The following is a 20359-nucleotide window of genomic DNA, read 5'->3' on the forward strand; positions in this document are numbered from 1 at the left end:
GCGAGAGTGCCGTTCGTTCACTGCTTGGCGACGGTGACCGTCACCTCGGCGTTCTTCCCCTGCGGGTCGGAGACGCCGCCGGTGCCGGTCGGGTCGGCCACGGGCGCGTACTCCACCGAGGTCGCCAGGACCTCGCCGGCCACGAAGGCCTCGTGGGTCCGCACGGCGTCGAGGACCGTGTCCGGGGCGTCCAGGGTCAGGGCGATCCGGTCCGAGACCTCGAGCCCGGCGTCGCGGCGGGCCTGCTGGACCACGCGCACGACGTCCCGGGCCGTGCCCTCGGCCGCCAGCTCCGGCGTGACCTCGGTGTCCAGCACGACGAGCCCGGAGTTGCCCGGGAGCGCGCTGGTCGAGGCCGGGTCGGCGGCCTGCAGCCGCTCCGAGAACTCGCCCTCCAGCAGCTCGATGCCGCCGGCCGTGACCGTGCCGGAGGCGTTCGACGTCCAGTCCCCCGCCTTGACCGCCTTGATCACCTTCTGGGTGTCGCCACCCAGCCGGGGCCCGCAGGCGCGGGCGTTGACCGTCAGCTCGAACCGGCCGTAGGTCGCGACGTCCGTGGTCAGCACGACCTCCTTGACGTTGACCTCGTCCCGCAGGATGTCGGCGAACGGCGCGAGGGTCTCCGCGTCCTCGGCGGCCACGGTGAGCGTGGCCAGCGGCAGCCGGACCCGGAGCTTGCGGGCCTTGCGCAGGGAGAGGCCCGCCGAGGCCACCTGGCGGACCCGGTCCATCGCCGCGACCAGGGCGTCGTCGTGCGGCAGCGCGCCGGTGGCCGGCCAGTCCGTGAGGTGCACCGACCGGCCGCCGGTGAGCCCCTGCCACAGCTGCTCCATGGTCAGCGGCAGCAGCGGCGCAGCGACGCGGGCGGTCACCTCGAGCACGGTGTGCAGGGTGTCGATCGCGTCCCGGTCGCCCGCCCAGAACCGGTCCCGGGAGCGCCGGACGTACCAGTTCGTGAGCACCTCGGCGTGGTCGCGGATCTGCTCGCACGCCCCGGCGATGTCGTACACGTCCATCGCCGCGGTGACGCCGTCGACCAGCGCCGCGGTCTTGGCCAGCACGTACCGGTCCAGCACGTGCGACGAGTCCGTGCGCGTCCGCCCGGTCACCCCGGCCGCCCCGGCGTACAGCGACAGGAAGTACCAGGTGTTCCACAGCGGCAGGATCGCCTGCCGGACGCCCTCGCGGATGCCCTGCTCGGTGACGACCAGGTTGCCGCCGCGCAGGATCGGGCTCGCCATGAGGAACCACCGCATGGCGTCCGACCCGTCGCGGTCGAAGACCTCGTTGACGTCCGGGTAGTTGCGCAGCGACTTGGACATCTTCGCGCCGTCGTCGCCCAGCACGATCCCGTGCGCCACGCAGCTGGCGAACGCCGGCCGGTCGAACAGCGCCGTGGCCAGCACGTGCAGCGTGTAGAACCAGCCGCGGGTCTGGCCGTTGTACTCGACGATGAAGTCGCCCGGGTAGTGGTGCTCGAACCAGTCCGCGTTCGCGAACGGGTAGTGCACCTGCGCGAACGGCATCGAGCCGGACTCGAACCAGCAGTCGAGCACCTCCGGCACCCGACGCATGGTCGACCTCCCCGTCGGGTCGTCCGGGTTCGGGCGCGTCAGCTCGTCGATGTAGGGCCGGTGCAGGTTCTGCGGGCGCACCCCGAAGTCCCGCTCCAGCTCGTCGAGGGAGCCGTAGACGTCCGTGCGCGGGTAGCGCGGGTCGTCGGACTGCCAGACCGGGATCGGGCTGCCCCAGAACCGGTTGCGGGAGATGCCCCAGTCACGGGCGCCCTCGAGCCACTTCCCGAACTGGCCGTCCCGGACGTTCCCCGGCACCCAGGTGATCTGCTTGTTGAGCTCGACCATCCGGTCCCGGAACGCCGTGACCTGCACGAACCACGAGTCGACCGCGCGCTGGATCAGCGCGTTGCCGCAACGCCAGCAGTGCGGGTACGGGTGGTCGTAGGTCTCGTGCCGCAGCAGGACACCCTTCACGTACGGTGCGGTGCCGGCCTTGAGGTCCCGGATGATGTTCGGGTTGGCGTCGAACACCTGCTGGCCGGTGTACGGCGGGACCTCGACGGTGAACTCGCCGCGCGAGTCCACGGGCACGACGGCCTCGATGCCGGCCGCGTCGGTGACCGCCTTGTCCTCCTCACCGAAGGCGGGCGCGATGTGCACGAGCCCGGTGCCGTCCTCGGTGGTGACGTAGTCCGCCTCCAGCACCCGGTGCGCGTTCTCCCGGCCGACGAAGAAGTCGAACGGCGGGGTGTAGCCCAGGCCGAGCAGCTCGCGGCCGGTGAAGGTGCGCAGGACCTCGGGCTCCTCGCCAAGCTCACGGGCGTAGGCGGCGACCCGGGCGGTGGCGAGCACGTACTTCTCGTCGCCGGCGCGCAGCAACGAGTACTCGACCTCGGGGTTCACCGCCACGGCGAGGTTCGACGGTAGCGTCCACGGCGTCGTCGTCCAGACCAGGGCCAGGGCGTCGTTCAGCTCCGGATCCTCGCTGACCAGGCGCAGCCCGACGGTCACGGCCGGGTCCTGCCGGTCCCGGTAGACGTCGTCCATCTTCGTCTCGGAGGCCGACAGCGGCGTCTCGCAGCGCCAGCAGTACCAGAGCACGCGGAACCCGGAATAGATCAAGCCCTTGTCCCACAAGGTCTTGAAGGCCCACATGACGCTCTCCATGTAGTCCAGGTCGAGCGTCTTGTAGTCGTTGTCGAAGTCGACCCAGCGGGCCTGGCGGGTCACGTAGTCGCGCCACTCGCCGGTGTAGCGCAGCACGGAGGTGCGGCACGCGTCGTTGAACTCCGCGATGCCCATGCTCTCGATCTCGGACTTGTGCGTGATCCCGAGCTGGCGCTCCGCCTCGACCTCGGCGGGCAGGCCGTGGGTGTCCCAGCCGAACCGGCGCTCCACGTGCTTGCCGCGCATCGTCTGGTACCGCGGCACGACGTCCTTCACGTACCCGGTGAGCAGGTGGCCGTAGTGCGGCAGGCCATTGGCGAAGGGCGGGCCGTCGTAGAAGACGAACTCGTTGCTGCCGTTCTCGCCGGCCGGGCGGGCCTCGACGGAGGCGGCGAACGTGTCGTCCGCCTCCCAGTACTTGAGGACCTCGCGCTCCAGCTGCGGGAAGGCGGGATGCGCGGGGACCGGGGGGTAGCTCTCGCTCATGGCGGTCGGTGCTCCTCGTGCAGTGTCCGGCTGTCTGCACGGGGACGACTGACGCCGCGGTACCACCCCGCTTGCCCCGCTCGCGCGGGACCGCTCGTTCGACGGCTGTGACGGGCCGAACCCGTCCGGTTCTACTCCCGGCGCTGCCCGGGCGGCGTGCAGCGGCGGTTTCTTCCGGAGGCTCCCCGGTGATGGCCGGATCGGTGCCTGTGCGACCAGGGTAGCGCGGGGCCGCGAGCGCTTATTCCCGGAGGTCGCGCACGGACGGCACCCGCGCCCGGCGGACGGGTGCGGAAGCGCCGTCCGTGCAGGTCGGGAGGGTCAGCGGGCCGCGGCCTGGTGCCGACTCGCCATCGTGCGGTCCGGGGTGCACCAGCCGCACGGGGTGAAGCCCAGCTCCACGGCCTCCTTGGCCGGCAGCGGGATCACCGGGCGGCCGGGCAGCGACCGGCAGCCCGCCAGGTGGTAGCGCGGCTGCTCGTCGACCACGACGACCTCGTCCTCGAGCCCGGCGACCAGCGCCGCGACGGTCGCGTCCCGGGGCTCCTCCGGCGGCTCGCCGTGCGGGCCGGGAGGCGGCATCGACCCCAGCGGCGGCGGACCACCGGCCGGCTGCTGCGCGGCCGCGGCCTGCTGGTCCTGCTGCCCCTGGGGCTGGTCCTGTCCCTCGGGCGCCTGGCCGCCCGGCTGGTCGCGGTCCGCGGCCCGCGCCCCGGCGGACCCGGTGTGCGCCGGAGTGGCCACCGTGGGGCCGTCGATGTCCTCCGAGGCGGTCGCCGCGCGGGAGCCGGGCGTGCCGGCCGCGCCCTCGGGCGTGCCGGCACCCGCACCAACCGTGCTCGCCGGGCCCGCGTCCTCGGACTCGTCCGCCGCGCCGCCCTCGGTGCCGGCGGCACCCGGGACGGCGCCGCCGGACACGGCACCGGAACCAGCGGCCGGGCCGGCTGCCGCCGTGCCGCCCGCCCGACCGGGTTCCGATGCCTGCTCGGTGGCCTCCGACGGGTCCGGGGATGTCGGGGATGCCGGAGACACATAGGAGAGGCGAGAGGCGGACTCGTCGGGCTCCGCCGACCGCGCCTCCGCGGACTCGCCGCGGGTGCCCGTCGAGGCGGACTCCTGCGCCGCGGCCTCGGGGGCCGCCGGCTCCTCGCTCCCGCGCGTGCCGTGCACCGCGCCGGCGACGCCCGCGACGGCCGCCGCGCCACCAAGCGCGGACCCGCCCTCGCCCGACGGCTCGTCGTGACGCCCCGTGGGGCCGGAACGGCCCTCGTCGCCGATCACGCTGTGTGACGAAGATTCGCTCGACCGGGTGGGGTCGTACACAGCGCCGGACGGTCGCTCGCCTGAGCCGGACGGTCCCAGGCGAGGCATCACGGAGGTGGCCTCCGTGTCCGCCCCGGACGCGACCCCGGCAGCCGCGCCGGAGTCCGACGAGGACTGTCCACGCTCCACCCCGGCCTGCGGCGGGGTCGCCCGCCCGGGCGCGCCCTGCCCGACCACCGGGATCACCTCGGTGACCGGGTCGATGTCACGCCGGAGCGGCTGAGGGCCGCCCTGCGGCACCGGTGTGGCCCCGCCGGCCGCCTGCTGCGACTCCGCGCCCGCCTTCACGGCCGAGCGGCGCTGCAGCCAGTCGACCAGCAGGGCCACCGCGGCCGCCACGGAGACGGCCACGGAGATCCACGCCCACAGGACGCTGCCCGAGAGCAGCGCCACGACCAGCAGGCCGAAGGCGATCAGGACCAGTACGAGAACCAGCAGCAGCACTGTTCACCCCGTGTACGGCGGGCGGCGGCACGAGAGCCGCACTGCCGCCCGCCAGTCGGTCGGACGACGGTCCGGGCCGTCAGCTTCCGGCGTCCGCGCGCTGGCCGTAGCCGGTGGCGGCGTACCCGCCGTTGGCGTTCGACCGGGCGGCGTCCGACGGCGCGGCCGAGCCCCGGCCCTCCAGGTCGCGCAGCTGCGACTCCAGGTAGGTCTTGAGCCGGGTGCGGTACTCGCGTTCGAAGGTGCGCAGCTCGTCGATCTTCTTCTCCAGCACGCTCTTGTCCCGCGTGATGGTGCCGATGATCTCGGTCTGCTTGCGCTCGGCCTCGCTCACCAGCGACGACGCCTTGTCGCGCGACTGCCGCTCGAGGGTCTCGGCGCGGGTCCGCGCGTCGTTGAGCATCGTCTCGGCGCGGGCGCGCGCGTCGTTCACCAGGCCGTCGGACTTGGTCCGGGCCTCGCTGAGCAGCTGCTCCGACTTGGCGCGGGCGTCCGACAGCATCGCGTCGGCCTCGTTCTTGGCCTCGGCGGTCAGCCGGTCGGCCATCTCCTGGGCCAGGCCCAGGACCTTGGCGGCCTGGACGTGGTGGTCCCCGCCGGCACCGTCGCCGTCGCCCATCGGGCCCATGCCGCGCTGCGGCTCGACCGGGCGCGGCGGCTGCGGGGGCTCGACGGGCCGGATCTGCTGGGTGGGCGGCGGCCCGGCCTGGGCGCCCATCACACCCTGCGGGCGCGACCGCGCCTCCTCCAGGTCGGCCTCGGCGTTGCCGAGCCGCTGCTCGAGCTGGGAGACCTGCTCGCGCAGGTCCTCGTTCTCCTCGATCAGCCGGGCCAACTCGGCCTCGACCAGATCGAGGAACGCGTCGACCTCGTCCTCGTTGTACCCCCGCTTACCGATCGGGGGCTTGCTGAACGCGACGTTGTGAACGTCGGCGGGCGTCAGCGGCATCGGATCACCTCATGCAGTCCTCGGCGGCAAACCGGCTGGCGGGTGACTGGGGCTCACGCCACCGCCGGTCTGGCAATGCTCATCAGTATGAACACCACCAGCAGCAGAACCATAATCGAGAGGTCCAGTCCGACGCCCCCGATCCGGACGACGGGGATCACTCTCCGCAACAACTTCACGGGCGGGTCGGTGACGCTGAACACCATCTCCAGGGCCGCGGCCGGGCGCCCGGCCGGCACCCACTCGCGCGCGAACGAGTGCACGAGCTCGACCACGATCCGCGCGACGAGCAGGAGCCAGAAGAAGAACAGGATGTAGTAGATCACGAACTGGACGGCGATCGGCACGCCCTAATCCTGTCGGAAGAGGCCCCGCTCTGCGAGCCTGCGCGCGTCGTCGGCCGAGACCTCGACGTCGGCCGGCGTCAGGAGGAACACGCGGCTGGTCACCTTGTCGATCGAGCCGCGCAGCGCGAACGCCAGACCTGCGGCGAAGTCCACCAGGCGGCGCGCGGCGGCCTCGTCGAGGTCGGTCAGGTTGATGATCACCGGGACGCCGTCGCGGTACCGCTCGCCGATCGTGCGGGCCTCGGTGAAGCTGCTGGGCTGCAGGGTCGTGATGCGCGCCAGGGCGGCCGCGCCGCGGTCCCGCTGCTCGGGCACCGACGAGGGCGCGGCGGGCGTCGTGACCGGCGCGGGCGGCTCGGGGGCGGAGCGCAGGGCCGGCTCCTCGCGGTCCACGGCGAGGGCGCCGCGGGTCGCGGGCGACGCCGCCGTCAGGCCGCCCCCCGTTCCCCCACCCAGACCAGCAGTGGTGCGCACGGGCTCGCGGGTCACACGCGCCGGGCGGACGCCCTCGCGCGCCGACCGGCGGTTCCAGTCGTCCAGGGGGCGCTCGTCGCGGGCCGACTCGTACTCGGGGTAGTCGTCGCGGGCGCCCGGCGCGTCGTCGAAGCGGTCGTCCGGATCCGACCAGCGGTCGGCCCGGGCGGCGCGGGACGCGCGGCGGGGATCGGCGAAGGCGTCGGGTTCGTCGGCGTAGTCCATCTCCTCGGCGGGCACCATGCCGAAGTAGGCCTTGAGCCGGTACATCGCACTCATCAGTGCTCCCAATCCTCGACGCCCCCGATGCCGGTCCGCCCCCGCGGACCGGGCAGTCACGGGGAGGTTAACGTCCGGTCCCCCACAAGGGCCGTTCCGACACGCGCGACCGTCGATCCGTGACGGATCGCCACCTCAAGGTCCCCGCTCATCCCGGCCGACAGCACGGTCGCCCCGGGGTGCGAGGACCGCACCCGCCTACCCGCCGCCTCGATCGCGGCAAACGACTCCTCGACGTCCGCACCCAGCGGGGCGACGCTCATCAGTCCTTCGAGGACGAGCCCGGGAGCTCCTGCGACCTGGTCGGCGAGGGCGAGCAGACCCTCGTCCGGCACCCCGCCGCGGTCCGGGTCACCGTCCACACTGTACTGAACGAGCACGGGCAGCGGCTCCGTCCGCGTCCCCTCGTCGAGCGCGCGGAGCACCGCCCTGTCCAGTGCGGCGGCCAGCCGGGGCGAGTCGACGCTCTCCACCCGTGTCACCCACGGGACCACCAGCCTGGCCTTGTTCCGCTGCAGCCCGCCGACGAAGTGCCACCGCACCGGCGCGTCGGGCCGCAGTGCCCGCAGCTCCCCGACCTTCGCCGCCGCCTCCTGCGCCCGGTTCTCGCCGAACGCGACGAGGCCGAGGTCGACCAGGGCCGCGACGTCCGCCGCCGGGATGGTCTTGGTGACGGCGAGCAGCTCCACCTCGTCCGGGTCGCGTCCGGCCGCCGCACAGGCCTTGGCGATCCGTGCCCGCACCTCGGCGAGGCGGCGCTCGAGCTCGGCGCGCCGGTCCGGGGAGGCCTCCTGGGTCACCCGGCGAACCCTACGGAACGTCACAGCCCCCGCCCGCGAGCCGAAGGGGTGGTGTCGCGGACGTCACGGAACCGTGATGTCCCCCGGACGTCCTCGGGCGGGTCGGAGGCGCCGGTCGGCGAGGCGGGTCGGGTGGGAGGTGGGACGCGGGGTCGGACGGTGGCGCAGCGCCGCCGGATCAGGCAGTGACGCAGCGCCGCCGGATCGGGCAGTGGCGCAGCGCCGCCGGATCGGGCAGTGGCGCAGCGCCGCCGGATCGGGCAGTGGCGCAGCGCCGCCGGATCGGGCAGTGACGCAGGACCGCGGGGCGGGCGGTCGCATCGGGCGGTCGTGCAGGGCGCGGGATCGGCGGGTCTCGCAGGGCCGCGGGAGCGGCGAGGGCGCAAGGCCGCGGGATCGGGCGATGGCCCAGGACGGCGGGTCGGTCGGTGGCGCAGGGCGGCGGGGTCGGGCCGCGGTGCGCCGGGTCAGGCGCGGTCGTCGAGCCAGATCACCCCGGCGAGCCGCCCGGTGCGCTGGTCGCGACGGTGGCTGAACAGGGCCGGGTCCTCGAGGGTGCAGCGCGGGTCCACCCCGATCTTGGTCACGCCGAGGTCCGTGAGCTGGCGGTAGAGCCCGGCCCGGACGTCCACGGACGGCGATCCACGGCGGGTCGTCGCGGCGCTGCCGGGCAGGGCGGCCTCGACCTCCGCGCGCATCTCGGCGGGCACCTCGTAGCAGAGCCCGCAGACCGCGGGGCCGAGCAGCACCTCGATGTCCTCGACCGCCGCGCCCAGCTCCTGCATGGCCGCCACGGTCGCCGGCACCACGCCCGCGGCCGCGCCCACCCGTCCGGCGTGGGCGGCGCCGACGACGCCGGCCTTCGGGTCCGACAGCAGCACGGGCGTGCAGTCGGCCGCCAGCACCGCGAGCCCGATCCCGGGGACGGCGGTGACTGCGGCGTCGGTCTCCGGCACGTCCGGAGCGCTGCGCCGCGGCGGCTCGGTGATCGTCACGACCCGGGTGCCGTGCACCTGGTTCAGGAACACGGTGCCGCGCAGGCCGAGCTCGCGGGTGAGGCGGTAGCGGTTGGCGTCGACGGCGCCGGGGTCGTCGCCCACCGAGCGGGACAGGTTGAAGCTGTCGAAGGGAGCCGCGGACCGTCCCCCGGCCCTCGTGGTCACGACCCTGCGGACCCGCGCGCGCTGCGCCGTCTCACTCACGCCCCGACCCTATCCACGGCCGCCGCCGGCCCTCGCACACCGCGTCCCGCGGCCGCACACGCACATGGGCTGTTGTGCCGCAGTACGACGTCGTCTGTCGGGGGCTGGGCGGAGCCGCCCGCACTAGGGCACCGCGGTCAGGGTCGTAGGCGGAGCTGCGCTGGCGGGGCCGCGCTGACGAGGCCGCGCTGACGAGGCCGCGCTGGCGGAGCAGCGCTGGCGGGGCTGCTGGAGCGGCGGAGGTGCGTTGGCGAGCGGAACCGACCGGACCGGCAGAGGTGCGCTGTCGAGTGGCAACACATCCGGAGGGGCGCCGCACAACCGCCCGGACTGCCTCCCACACCCGCCAGGCGCGCGGCAGACCCCGTCGACAGGGTGTGAGCGACCCGGACGGGTGTGCCGCGATGCCGATAGCCGCCGCGATGTCGATAGCCGCCGCGTCCGCGCGGCGCCTGCCGCGGTCACGCTCCCCCACTGCGGCCGCACACCCGGCGAGGCACTGCACACCTCGTCGACCGGGTGTGCCGGCGACCTCCCGGGTGTGCGGCCGCGCCACGGCTGATGTGCCCGGGCACGAGGGGGTGTGCTGGCCGCTGCTCCGGGCGTCTCGCCCGCGGTGACGCTTGCCCACGCCGGCCGCACACCCGGCGAGGCACCGCACACCTCGTCGACCAGGTGTGTCGGCGACCTCCCGGATGTGCGGCCGCGCCACGGCGGATGTGCGGGGGCGCGAGCGGGTGTGGCGGCGCAGGTCGGAGCGCCACCGCGCCGGGACCGGGACCCGACGCCAGCCCACGCCCGAGGACGAGGCAGAGGAGGGCACGCCGTGAGCATGATCGCCCTGCACAGGTCCCCCGACCGACTCGCGGCCCGTCCCGCGACCGGCTCCCGGCCGCGAGACCGGCGACGAGCGTGAGGGTCAGCGGCGCATGAAGGGCGGGACGTCGACGTCGTCGTCGATCTCCCGCGCCCGGGGCTCGCCCGCCGAGGAGGAGGTCGGCGTCGGGGAGGGGGCGCTCGGCGCGGACGCCGGCTGCTCCCCGTGCGACGACGCGGTGGGCGCGCCACCCGGCTCCCCCACCGGCCCGCCCAGCTCGGTCATGGCCGGGTTCTGTCGGGTCTCGGGCTGGCGGGGCGCCGGCGGCGAGTACGGCGCCACGGGCGGCAGCGTGCCGTTCTGGTTCGCCCCCGCGCCGAAGGCCGTCGCGGAGTGCCCCGTGTGCCCCGTGTGCCCTGTGTGCCCCGTGTGCCCGCCGTGTCCCGCGTGCCCGGCGCCCGGGCCCGGCGCCGGCGGCACCGGCGGGGCCGGCGGCGCGGGCGGGGCGGCCGCCGGTGCGGGGGTGGGGTCGGCGGAGCGGAAGGCCGAGGGCTCCAGCTTCTTGTGCGTGGGCGTGCCGCCCTCGAACCCGGCCGCTATCACGGTGATGCGGACCTCGTCGCCGAGCGAGTCGTCGATCACCGTGCCGAAGATGATGTTGGCCTCGGGGTGCGCGGCCTCCTGCACCAGGGACGCGGCCTCGTTGATCTCGAACAGCCCGAGGTCCGAGCCACCGGCGATGGACAGCAGCACGCCCTGCGCGCCGTCCATCGAGGCCTCGAGCAGTGGCGAGTTGATGGCCTTGCCGGCGGCCTGCACCGCCCTCCCCTCGCCGCGCGCGGACCCTATCCCCATCAGGGCGGACCCGGCGCCGGACATGACCGACTTGACGTCGGCGAAGTCCAGGTTGATCAGGCCGGGGGTGGTGATCAGGTTGGTGATGCCCTGGACACCGGAGAGCAGCACCTCGTCGGCGGAGCGGAAGGCGTCCATCAGGGAGACGCCGACGTCGCCGAGCTGCAGCAGCCGGTCGTTCGGGATCACGATCAGGGTGTCGCACTCGTTGCGCAGCTGCGTGATGCCGTCCTCCGCCTGGCCCGCCCGACGGCGGCCCTCGAAGGTGAAGGGGCGGGTGACCACGCCGATCGTGAGCGCGCCGAGCTTGCGGGCGATCGACGCGACGACCGGCGCGCCGCCGGTGCCCGTCCCGCCGCCCTCGCCGGCGGTCACGAAGACCATGTCGGCCCCCTTGAGGACCTCCTCGATCTCCTCGCGGTGGTCCTCGGCGGCCTTGCGGCCCACCTCGGGGTTGGCGCCCGCGCCGAGGCCGCGGGTCAGCTCGCGCCCGATGTCGAGCTTCACGTCCGCGTCGGACATGAGCAGGGCCTGCGCGTCGGTGTTCACCGCGATGAACTCGACGCCCTTCAGGCCGACCTCGATCATGCGGTTGACGGCGTTCACGCCGCCGCCACCGATACCGACCACCTTGATCACGGCCAGGTAGTTGTGCGGGGGCGTCATGCGCGGCACCTCTCGGTCGCTCGGGTCCGGGTCAGCTCCGTCCAGCAGGTCTGTCCGGGCCGTTCGCCGTCGAACGCTAGGTCCGAGGAGGGGGCACGGTCCAGCAGGCGCGCCGCGCGTCGGCAACACCTCGATGGTGTGGAGCCGCGCAGCAGCGACCTCCTCGTGACCCACGGTCCACCCGGCCTGACGGACAGCGACGCGCTGCTCCGGACGGAGCAGTGCACGTCTCAGGGAAGAGCGGGTCAGCGGGTGACGGTCGGGAGCTCCGGGCTCGAGACGTCGTAGACCGAGCCCTCCTGGGTCAGCAGCGGGACCAGCACGGCGATCTTGCGGTCCGCGCGCTCGGTGGAGCCGAACAGCACCTGCCGCTCCCCCAGCCCGAGCCGCACGGTGGGCTCGGTGGCGGCGTTGTCGACGTCGATCGTGGTGACCTGCCCGCGAAGGTCCGGCGGCAGGGCCTCGAGGACGGCGAGTGCCGCCCTCGTCGACGGGTCGTCCGGGCCCACGGCGCCGAAGCCGAGCATCGGCAGGGCCGGGGGCACCTCCGGCGCCTTCTGGTAGGCGACGCCGGTGGCGTCGACGAGCGTGACGCCCTGCGGGGTCCGCGCCAGCGCCACCGCCGTCCGCTCGACGACGGCGATCTCCACCGTGTGCGGCCAGCCCCGGCTCACCTGCACCGACCCCACCCCGGGCAGCTCGGCGACGCGGCGGGCGACGGCCTTCGTGTCGACCTCGAGGAGCGGGACGCCGGGATCGACCGCCGCGGCACCGAGCACCGCGTCCCGGGAGACGGTCAGCGTGCCCGTCACCTCGACGGTCTCCACCTCGGCGAGGCCGGAGCGGGCGAGCAGCAGCCAGGAGCCCGCGCCCAGCGCACCGAGCAGGACCAGCACGAGCACGGTCAGCGCCACGCGCCGGCGGACCTTGAACCGCCGCGCGACCGGCTGCTTCGCCGCGCGACCGGCCTTCCGGTCGGCCTTGCGCGCCGCCTTCCGGGCCCGCTTCTCCTCCACCCGGCGCTGCTGCGGCAGCAGCCGCCCGCGCTGCGCCGCCCGCTCCTCGCGGATGCGGCGGGCTCGCTCGGCGGCGGCCGGACGGGCCGGCAGCCGCTCGGGGGCGCCGTCGCCGGACCGCCTCGTCGAGGCCGTCTGCGACCGGCGCCCGCGCCGGGTGGAGGGCCGGGTCACGGCGCGGCCCGGTCCAGCTCGAGGAGGATCTCCGGGCCCAGGACGGTGACGTCCCCGGCCCCCATCGTGAGGACCAGGTCGCCGGGGCGGGCCAGCCCGGCGAGCACACCCGGCACGTCCCCCCAGGCCGGGACGAAGTGCACGTGCCCGGCCGGCAGCGGCACGGCGTCGGCGACCAGCGCACCGCTCACGCCGGGCTCCGGGTCCTCGCGGGCACCGTAGACGTCCAGCACGACGACCTCGTCCGCCAGCGCGAGGGCGCGTCCGAAGTCCTCGGCGAAGGTCCGCGTGCGGGAGTAGAGATGCGGCTGGAACGCCACGATCACCCGGCCCTGCTGCACCTCGCGGGCCGCGCGCAGCGTGGCGGCGACCTCGGTGGGGTGGTGGGCGTAGTCGTCGTAGACGGCGACCCCGGCCGCCCGGCCCTTGTACTCGAACCGGCGCCGCACGCCGTCGAACACCGCGAGCCCCTCGACCAGCCCCTCCACCGGCGCGCCCAGCGCGACCCCGGCCAGCAGCGCGCCGAGCGCGTTGAGGGCCATGTGCTCGCCGGGGACGGCCAGCCGCAGCTCCCGCTCGACACCGCGGTGCCGAACCCGCACGCGGGAGCCGGCGCCCTCGGGCCGGAAGTCGAGCAGGAGCGCGTCCTCCGGGCCCGCGGCGGTGCGCCCGTAACGGAGGACCGGCACCCCGCGGGACTCCGCACGGGCCGCCAGCCGCTCGGCGCCCTCGTCGTCGGCGCAGGTCACGAGCGTGCCGCCGGGCGCGAGCCGGCCGAGGAACTCCTCGAAGACGGCCCGGTAGGCGGCCTCGTCGCCGTGGTGGTCCAGGTGGTCCGGCTCGACGTTGGTGACGACGGCGACGTGCGGCGCGTACGCGGTGAACGACCCGTCGGACTCGTCCGCCTCGACCACGAAGACGTCGCCGCCGCCGTGGTGCGCCCCGGCGCCGGTGACGGTGAGGTCCCCGCCGATGGCGAACGACGGGTCCGCCCCGCAGTGCTGGAGCGCCACGGTGAGCATCGACGACGTGGACGTCTTGCCGTGCGTGCCCGCGACGGCGGCGACCCGGTAGCCCTGGGTCAGCGCGGCGAGCGCCTGCGCCCGGTGCACCACGGTGAGGCCGCGCTCGCGGGCCGCCGCCAGCTCCGGGTTCGACTCGCGGATCGCGGTCGAGACGACGACCGTGGGCGGCGCGTCGAGCTGGTCCAGGTTCGCCGCCGCGTGCCCCACGGCGATCTTCGCCCCCAGCGCCCGCAGGGCGAGGACGGTGCGCGAGTCCTTGGCGTCGGACCCCGAGACGGCGACGCCGCGGGCCAGCAGGATCCGGGCGATCCCGCTCATGCCCGCCCCGCCGATGCCGATCAGGTGCACGTGGGGACCGAGAATCGGGACGCTCACCGGCCCAGCACCCCGAACACGACCTGGGCCAGCCGCTCGTCGGCGTCGGCGTGGCCCGAAGCGCGGGCCGCGGCGCCCATCACGGCGAGCCGGTTCCGCTCGCGGAACCACGGGACCAGCTCCGCGAGCACGCGGTCGCCGGTCAGCTCGGCATCGGGGACGAGCACCCCGCCCCCGGCCCTCACCACCGGCTCGGCGTTGAGCGCCTGCTCGCCGTTGCCGTGCGGCAGCGGCACGTACACCGCGGGCAGCCCGACGGCGGAGACCTCGGCGACCGTCATCGCGCCGGCCCGGCAGAGCACCGCGTCCGCGGCGGCGTAGGCGAGGTGCATGTCGTCGATGTAGGGCAGCGGGACGTACCCGGGCTGCGGCGGGGCGGCCTGCCCGGTCGGGCCGTGGGCGTGCAGCACGCCGATGCCCTCGTGCAGCAGCCCCGGCAGGGCCTGCGCCACCGCGCTGTTCAGCGTCCGCGCGCCCTGGGAGCCGCCGAAGACCAGCAGCACGGGGCCCGTCGGGGGCAGCCCGAACCGGCGGCGGGCCTCGGGGCGCAGCCCCGCCCGGTCCAGCGTGGTGACGGCGTGCCGCAGCGGGATGCCCAGCACCTGCGCGTCCGGCAGCCCGCTGCCGGGCACCGCGGCGACGACGGCCGCGGCGAACCGTGCGCCCACCTTGTTGGCCAGGCCGGCCCGGGCGTTGGCCTCGTGCACCACGATCGGCACCCGGCCGCGGGCCCCGAGGTAGGCGGGCAGGGCGACGAACCCGCCGAAGCCCACGACGACGTCCGCCTCGACCTTGGTCAGCACCTCCCGCACCCGGGCCACGGCGCCCCGCACCTTGCCCGGCAGCCGGAGCAGGTCCGTGGTCGGCCTGCGCGGCAACGGCACCGGCGGGATCAGCTCGAGGGGGTAGCCGCGGGCCGGGATCAGCCGGGTGTCGAGGCCCTTCTCCGTGCCCAGGGCCGTGACCGTCGCGTCGGGCCGCAGCCGCTTGACCGCGTCGGCGAGGGCGAGCGCCGGCTCGATGTGGCCGGCGGTGCCGCCGCCGGCGACCACCACCGACGGGCCCGGGCCCGTCCGCGGCAGGAACTGGGTGCCGTACTCGCTCATCGTCTCCGCTCGTGGGATCAGCTGTCGTCAGGGGTGGTCGGGGTCGACGGTCGCACCGCACGCCCCGCTCAACGGCGCACCGACCGCTGGGCCGGCGGGCGCGGGGCGGGGGCCCGGTAGGGCTCCGGCAGCGGGAGCCGCAGGAACGAGGCGATCCGGCCCTGGCCGTCCGACCGCAGCGCCGCCACGGCCTCGGGCTCGTGCCGGGCCGCGTTCGTCAGCATGCCGAACACGAACATGGTCACGACGAGGGAGGTGCCGCCGGAGGAGATGAGCGGCAGCTGGAGCCCGGTGACCGGCAGCAGGCCGACGACGTAGCCGATGTTGATCGCGGCCTGCACCACGAGCCAGCTCGTCGACGCGGCCGTCACCAGCCGCAGCCACGGGTCGGTGCTGCGCTTCGCGATGCGCAGGCCGGTGTAGGCGAGCGTGGCGAACAGTGCGAGGACGGCGAACGCCCCGACCAGGCCCAGCTCCTCGCCGATGATCGCGAAGATGAAGTCGTTGTGCGCGTTGGGCAGGTAGTCCCACTTCGCGCGGCCCTGGCCGAGCCCCACGCCGAACAGCCCGCCGTCGGCCAGCGAGTACAGGGCCTGCGTGGCCTGGTAGGCGGGGCCGAGCGGGTCCGTCGTGTCCGACGAGAGGAAGGCGGTGATCCGGCTGACCCGGTAGCCCGCGGTGAGGCCGAGGATGATCGCGCCCGCGAGCCCGCCCGCGGTGATCGCGGCGATCAGCTTCATCGGCGCCCCGCCGAACCAGAGCAGCGCGACCATCACGATGCCGAGCGAGATCGTCATGCCCAGGTCCGGCTCGAGGACGAGCAGGGTGAGCAGCAGCAGCGTGACCGGGACCAGCGGGTTGAGCGCGTGCTTCCACCGGTGCATCACGTTGCGCCGGGCGACGAGCACGTGCGCGCCCCACAGCGTGAGCGCGACCTTGACGCCCTCGGACGGCTGCAGGGAGAAGGACCCGATCGCGAACCAGGCGCGGGAGCCGTTGCGCACCACGCCGACGCCCGGGATCAGCACGGCGACCAGCAGCACCACGCCGAGGATCAGCATCCAGGGCGCGAGCGCGCGCATCCGCTTCGGCGGGATCCGCAGCCCCACGTAGAACAGCACCAGGCCGGCCGCGCAGAACGCGAGCTGCCGCACGAACACCGAGTACGAGGAGCCGTCCGCGGAGTACGACTCGACCGACGACGCGGACAGCACCATCACCAGGCCGAAGATCGTCAGGAGTCCGAAGACCCCGAGGATCAGGTGCAGCGAGGTGAGCGGGCGGCGCAGCCAGGTCTGCAGGGCCTTGGCGCCGCGGCCGACGGCGGCGCGGGCCGGGGCGAGGGAGTCCGTGCGGTTCGGGCCCTTCGACCCGCGCGACCCGCGCGGGCTCCGGGTCGGCGCGCTCATGCCCCCGGCCCTCCCGGCCCTCCCGGCCCTCCCGGCCCTCCCGGCCCGCCGACCGCTGATCCGGCGTCCCGTGACCCGGCCTCCTGCAGGGCCGCCACGGCGGCGGCGAACGCCTCGCCGCGCTCGGCGTAGTCCCGGAACTGGTCCATCGAGGCCCCCGCGGGTGCGAGGAGGACGACGTCCCCGGGTCGCGCGAGGGTGGCGGCACGGCGGACGGCGGAGGACATGACCTCATCGTCGCCCTCCGTCACCTCGACGGCGGGGACCTCGGGCGCGTGTCGCGCGAGTGCGTCGGCGATCTCCGCCCGGTCGGTGCCGATCACCACGGCCCCGGCCAGCCGGCCGGCGTGCCGCGCCACCAGCTCGTCGACGTGGGCGCCCTTGAGCAGCCCACCCAGGACCCAGACGATCCTCCCCGACGGCTGGGCGGCGAGGGCGGCGTCGGCGGCGTGCGGGTTGGTGGCCTTGGAGTCGTCGACGTACCGGACGCCGGCCACGGTCCCGACGTGCGCGGAGCGGTGCGGGCCCGGCCGGAACCCCGCCAGCCCCTCCCGCACGGCCTCCGGCCCCACGCCGTGGGCGCGGGCCAGCGCGGCGGCGGCAAGGGCGTCCGTGAGGCCGGGCGGCCCGCCGGGGGTGACGTCCGCGACGCCGGCGAGGACGACCCCGTCGCCGAAGGCGCGGTCGACGAGCTGCTCCCCCACGATCCCGAGCTCGCCCGGTCCGGGTTCGGCGAGGGTCACGCCGACCTTCGTCGGGGCCGGGGACTCGCGGAGCAGGCGGGCGGCGATCGCGTCGTCGAGCCCGGCGACGGCGACGGGCCCGGTGAGCGCGCGGGCCTTGGCGGCGGCGTACGCGTCGAGGCCGCCGTGCCAGTCCAGGTGGTCCTCGGCGACGTTGAGCACCACCCCGGCCGCCGCGACGACCGAGGGCGACCAGTGCAGCTGGAAGCTGGACAGCTCGACGGCCAGCACCTCGTGCCCGGCCGCGACCGCGCTGACCACCGGGTAGCCGATGTTGCCGCAGGCCACGGCGTCGAGCCCGGCCGCGCGCAGGATCGCGGCGAGCATGCCGGTGCAGGTGGTCTTGCCGTTGGTGCCCGTGACCACCAGCCACACCGGCGGGACCGCGCGCTCCTGCCCGAGGCGCCAGGCCAGCTCCGGCTCTCCGACGACCTCGACGCCGCGCGCCGCCGCCTCGGCGACGAGCGGATGGTCGGGCCGCCGGCCGGGCCCGGTGACGACCAGCTCGACCCCGTCCGGGAGCCCGGTGACGGCCTCGGCGCCGGCCGGCAGGTCCTCCAGCGCGGCGGCCCGGTCGTCGGACACCAGCGTCCGGGCGCCGGCCGCGACGAGCGCCTCGGCCGCCGCGAGCCCGGAGATCCCGGCGCCCGCGACGAGCACCGTGCGACCGACGAACAGGCTCGACATCGCTACAGCCCCGACGAGGCGGAGAGCCACTCGGAGTAGAAGATCCCCAGCCCCAGTGCCGCGCAGATCGCCGCGAGCAGCCAGAACCGGATGATCACCGTGGTCTCCGCCCACCCGGCCAGCTCGAAGTGGTGGTGGAAGGGCGCCATCCGGAACAGCCGCCGCCGGGTCGTGCGGAAGACGATGATCTGCAGCGAGACCGACAGCGCCTCGACCACGAACACCCCGCCCATGACCACGAGCAGCAGCTCGGTCTTGGTGACCATGGACAGCCCGGCGAGCAGGCCGCCGAGGGCCAGCGACCCCGTGTCGCCCATGAAGATGCGGGCCGGGGCGGCGTTCCACCACAGGAAGCCGATGCAGCCGCCCATCGCGGCCGCGGCCACGATCGCGACGTCGAGCGGGTCCCGCACCTCGTAGCAGCCCGCGGCCGCGGTCACCGAGCAGCTGTTCCGGAACTGCCAGAACCCGATGATCGTGTAGGTCGCCAGCACCATGGCAGCGGTGCCGGCGGCCAGGCCGTCGAGCCCGTCCGTGAGGTTCACGGCGTTGGACCACGCGGCGACGATCAGGTTGCACAGGATCACGAACCCGACGACGCCGAACCCGAGCACCGCGATGTCCCGCACGAAGGACAGGTACTCCGAGGCCGGGGTGAGGTTCCGGGGGTTGGCGAACCGCAGCGCCAGGATGCTGAAGATCGTGGCGGTGAGCACCTGGCCGACGATCTTCGACGTCTTGTTCAGGCCCAGGTTCCGGCGCCGGCGCAGCTTGAGGAAGTCGTCGACGAACCCGACCACGCCCAGCGCCGTGGTGAGGAACAGGACCAGCAGCGCCGAGGCCGTCATCGGCTCGCCGGTGAGCAGGTGCGCGACCAGGTAGCCCGCCCAGATGGCGAGCAGGATCGCGACGCCGCCCATGGTGGGCGTGCCGCGCTTGGTCTGGTGGCTCTTCGGGCCGTCCGCGCGGATCTCCTGGCCGAAGCCCTGCCGCGCGAAGAACCGGATCAGGTAGGGGGTGAGCAGGATGGACAGGGCCAGCGCGACCCCGGCCGCGACGAAGACGCCCCTCACTGTCGGATCAGCTCCTGTTCGAGCAGCGCCGCGGCGAGCCGGTCCAGGCCAGCCGAGCGCGAGGCCTTGACGAGGACGACGTCGCCGGCGCGGACCTCCTCGGCCAGCAGCGCGGCGGCCGCCTCCCGGTCGGCGACCCGTTCGGTGGTCCGGTCGGTCCCGTAGAGGTCCGTGCCCACGGCCACGAACCGGTCCACCCCCAGCTCCCGGACCACGTCCGCGACCTGCGCGTGCGCGGCCGGCGCGGTGTCGCCGAGCTCGGCCATCGGGCCCAGCACCGCCCAGGTGCGCCGCGTGCCGCCGCCGATCGCGGTGAGGGCCCGCAGCGCGGCGGTCATCGACTCGGGATTGGCGTTGTAGGCGTCGTTGACGACGGTGACCCCGTCGGCCCGGTCGGTCACCTCCATCCGCCAGCGGGAGGCCGCACCGGCGCCCGAGAGCGCCTCGGCGATCCCCTCCGGCGTGCCCCCGAGCTCCAGCGCGACCGCGGCCGCGGCGAGGGCGTTGCCGACGTGGTGCTCGCCGACCAGCTTCAGCGCCACCGGCGCCTCCCCGGCCGGGGTGACCAGCCGGAAGGCGGCGCGCCCGGCCTCGAGCCGGACGTCCGCGGCGTGCACCGCCCCGCCCGTGCCGTACCCGACGACGCGGGCGGCGGTCCGGGAGGCCATCGCGGCGACCCGCGGGTCGTCGAGGTTCAGCACGGCGACCCCGCCCTCGGCCGCCGCCGGCAGGGCCTCGACCAGCTCGCCCTTGGCCTGCGCGATCGCCTCCGGCGAGCCGAACTCGCCGACGTGCGCGCTGCCGACGTTGAGCACCGCGCCGATCCGCGGCGGCGCGACCCGGCACAGCCGCGCGATGTGGCCCGGCCCGCGGGCCGAGAGCTCCAGCACGAGGTGGCGGGTGCCGGCGCCGGCGCGCAGCGCGGTCCACGGGTGGCCCAGCTCGTTGTTGAACGACCCCGGCGGGGCGACGGTCTCGCCCAGCGGCCGCAGCACGGCGGCGATCAGGTCCTTCGTCGAGGTCTTGCCCGAGCTCCCGGTCACGCCGACGACCTGCAGCTCCGGCAGGTGCGTGACCGAGTGCCGGGCCAGCTTGCCCAGCGCGGTCAGCACGGCCGCGCCGGAGCCGTCCGGGTCCGCGTCGCCGAGGTCCGTGCCGGCGAAGGAGTCCTCCGCCGGCGGCGCGATCACCGCCGGGGCGTCGACCTCGCGCCCCGCGAGCACCGCCGACGCTCCGGCCGCCACCGCCGCGGCCGCGAAGTCGTGCCCGTCGGCGCGCTCCCCGGGCAGGGCGAGGAACAGCCCGCCCGGCCCGACCTTCCGGGAGTCGAACTCCACCCCGGTGACGGGCTCGTCGCCCGTCGCCCGGTGCAGCCTGCCCCCGGTCACGGCGGCGACCTCGGCCAGCCGCATCTCGATCATCGTG

The 20359-nt window shown here is 75.1% G+C and carries 15 protein-coding genes; all 15 read right to left on the reverse strand.

Annotation, left to right across the window (positions count from 1 at the left end):
• Nucleotides 1-17 precede the first annotated feature (17 nt).
• The 15 genes from ileS to ABD990_RS07085 all read right to left on the reverse strand — a co-directional run bounded on the left by ileS (nucleotide 18) and on the right by ABD990_RS07085 (nucleotide 20355).
• On the reverse strand, nucleotides 18-3170 hold the full coding sequence (gene ileS / locus ABD990_RS07015) for an isoleucine--tRNA ligase (protein WP_345379178.1): 3153 nt from the start codon (nucleotides 3168-3170) through the stop codon (nucleotides 18-20).
• 321 nt (nucleotides 3171-3491) lie between these two features.
• On the reverse strand, nucleotides 3492-4937 hold the full coding sequence (locus tag ABD990_RS07020) for a hypothetical protein (protein WP_345379179.1): 1446 nt from the start codon (nucleotides 4935-4937) through the stop codon (nucleotides 3492-3494).
• 79 nt (nucleotides 4938-5016) lie between these two features.
• Nucleotides 5017-5886 carry a DivIVA-like cell division protein Wag31 gene (gene wag31 / locus ABD990_RS07025; RefSeq protein WP_345379180.1) on the reverse strand — a complete coding sequence of 290 codons (870 nt, stop codon included), beginning with the start codon at nucleotides 5884-5886 and terminating at the stop codon, nucleotides 5017-5019.
• Between the two features lie 53 nt (nucleotides 5887-5939).
• Nucleotides 5940-6233, reverse strand: coding sequence for a YggT family protein (locus ABD990_RS07030; protein WP_345379181.1), 294 nt, complete (start codon nucleotides 6231-6233; stop codon nucleotides 5940-5942).
• 3 nt (nucleotides 6234-6236) lie between these two features.
• Nucleotides 6237-6986: a cell division protein SepF gene (locus ABD990_RS07035; protein ID WP_345379182.1), complete on the reverse strand. Its 750-nt coding sequence runs from the start codon at nucleotides 6984-6986 to the stop codon at nucleotides 6237-6239.
• 56 nt (nucleotides 6987-7042) lie between these two features.
• The gene (locus ABD990_RS07040; RefSeq protein ID WP_345379184.1) at nucleotides 7043-7786 is read right to left on the reverse strand and encodes a YggS family pyridoxal phosphate-dependent enzyme; all 744 of its coding nucleotides are present in this window, start codon (nucleotides 7784-7786) and stop codon (nucleotides 7043-7045) included.
• A gap of 467 nt (nucleotides 7787-8253) precedes the next feature.
• On the reverse strand, nucleotides 8254-8988 hold the full coding sequence (gene pgeF / locus ABD990_RS07045; protein WP_345379185.1) for a peptidoglycan editing factor PgeF: 735 nt from the start codon (nucleotides 8986-8988) through the stop codon (nucleotides 8254-8256).
• 919 nt (nucleotides 8989-9907) lie between these two features.
• Nucleotides 9908-11326, reverse strand: a complete 1419-nt coding sequence (ftsZ, locus tag ABD990_RS07050; RefSeq protein WP_345379186.1) for a cell division protein FtsZ — start codon at nucleotides 11324-11326, stop codon at nucleotides 9908-9910.
• A gap of 245 nt (nucleotides 11327-11571) precedes the next feature.
• The gene (locus ABD990_RS07055) at nucleotides 11572-12516 is read right to left on the reverse strand and encodes a cell division protein FtsQ/DivIB (RefSeq protein WP_345379187.1); all 945 of its coding nucleotides are present in this window, start codon (nucleotides 12514-12516) and stop codon (nucleotides 11572-11574) included.
• Entirely contained in the window at nucleotides 12513-13916 is a 1404-nt protein-coding gene (murC, locus tag ABD990_RS07060) for a UDP-N-acetylmuramate--L-alanine ligase (RefSeq protein WP_345379189.1), read from the reverse strand. Before murC ends, ABD990_RS07055 begins: the two co-directional genes overlap by 4 nt.
• Complete coding sequence (gene murG, locus ABD990_RS07065; protein ID WP_345379191.1) at nucleotides 13913-15022, reverse strand: undecaprenyldiphospho-muramoylpentapeptide beta-N-acetylglucosaminyltransferase; 1110 nt, start codon at nucleotides 15020-15022, stop codon at nucleotides 13913-13915. The genes murC and murG overlap by 4 nt, the downstream gene beginning before the upstream one ends.
• 68 nt (nucleotides 15023-15090) lie before the next feature.
• On the reverse strand, nucleotides 15091-16431 hold the full coding sequence (ftsW, locus tag ABD990_RS07070; protein WP_345379192.1) for a putative lipid II flippase FtsW: 1341 nt from the start codon (nucleotides 16429-16431) through the stop codon (nucleotides 15091-15093).
• The gene (gene murD / locus ABD990_RS07075; RefSeq protein ID WP_345379194.1) at nucleotides 16428-17861 is read right to left on the reverse strand and encodes a UDP-N-acetylmuramoyl-L-alanine--D-glutamate ligase; all 1434 of its coding nucleotides are present in this window, start codon (nucleotides 17859-17861) and stop codon (nucleotides 16428-16430) included. The genes ftsW and murD overlap by 4 nt, the downstream gene beginning before the upstream one ends.
• A 2-nt stretch (nucleotides 17862-17863) precedes the next feature.
• Entirely contained in the window at nucleotides 17864-18934 is a 1071-nt protein-coding gene (mraY, locus tag ABD990_RS07080; protein WP_345379195.1) for a phospho-N-acetylmuramoyl-pentapeptide-transferase, read from the reverse strand.
• A complete protein-coding gene (locus ABD990_RS07085) occupies nucleotides 18931-20355 on the reverse strand; it encodes a UDP-N-acetylmuramoyl-tripeptide--D-alanyl-D-alanine ligase (RefSeq protein ID WP_345379197.1) in 1425 nt (474 codons plus the stop codon). Before ABD990_RS07085 ends, mraY begins: the two co-directional genes overlap by 4 nt.
• Between the last annotated feature and the right edge of the window lie 4 nt (nucleotides 20356-20359).

This window comes from Pseudonocardia yuanmonensis (genome assembly GCF_039542425.1).
Classification (GTDB): Bacteria; Actinomycetota; Actinomycetes; order Mycobacteriales; family Pseudonocardiaceae; genus Pseudonocardia; species Pseudonocardia yuanmonensis.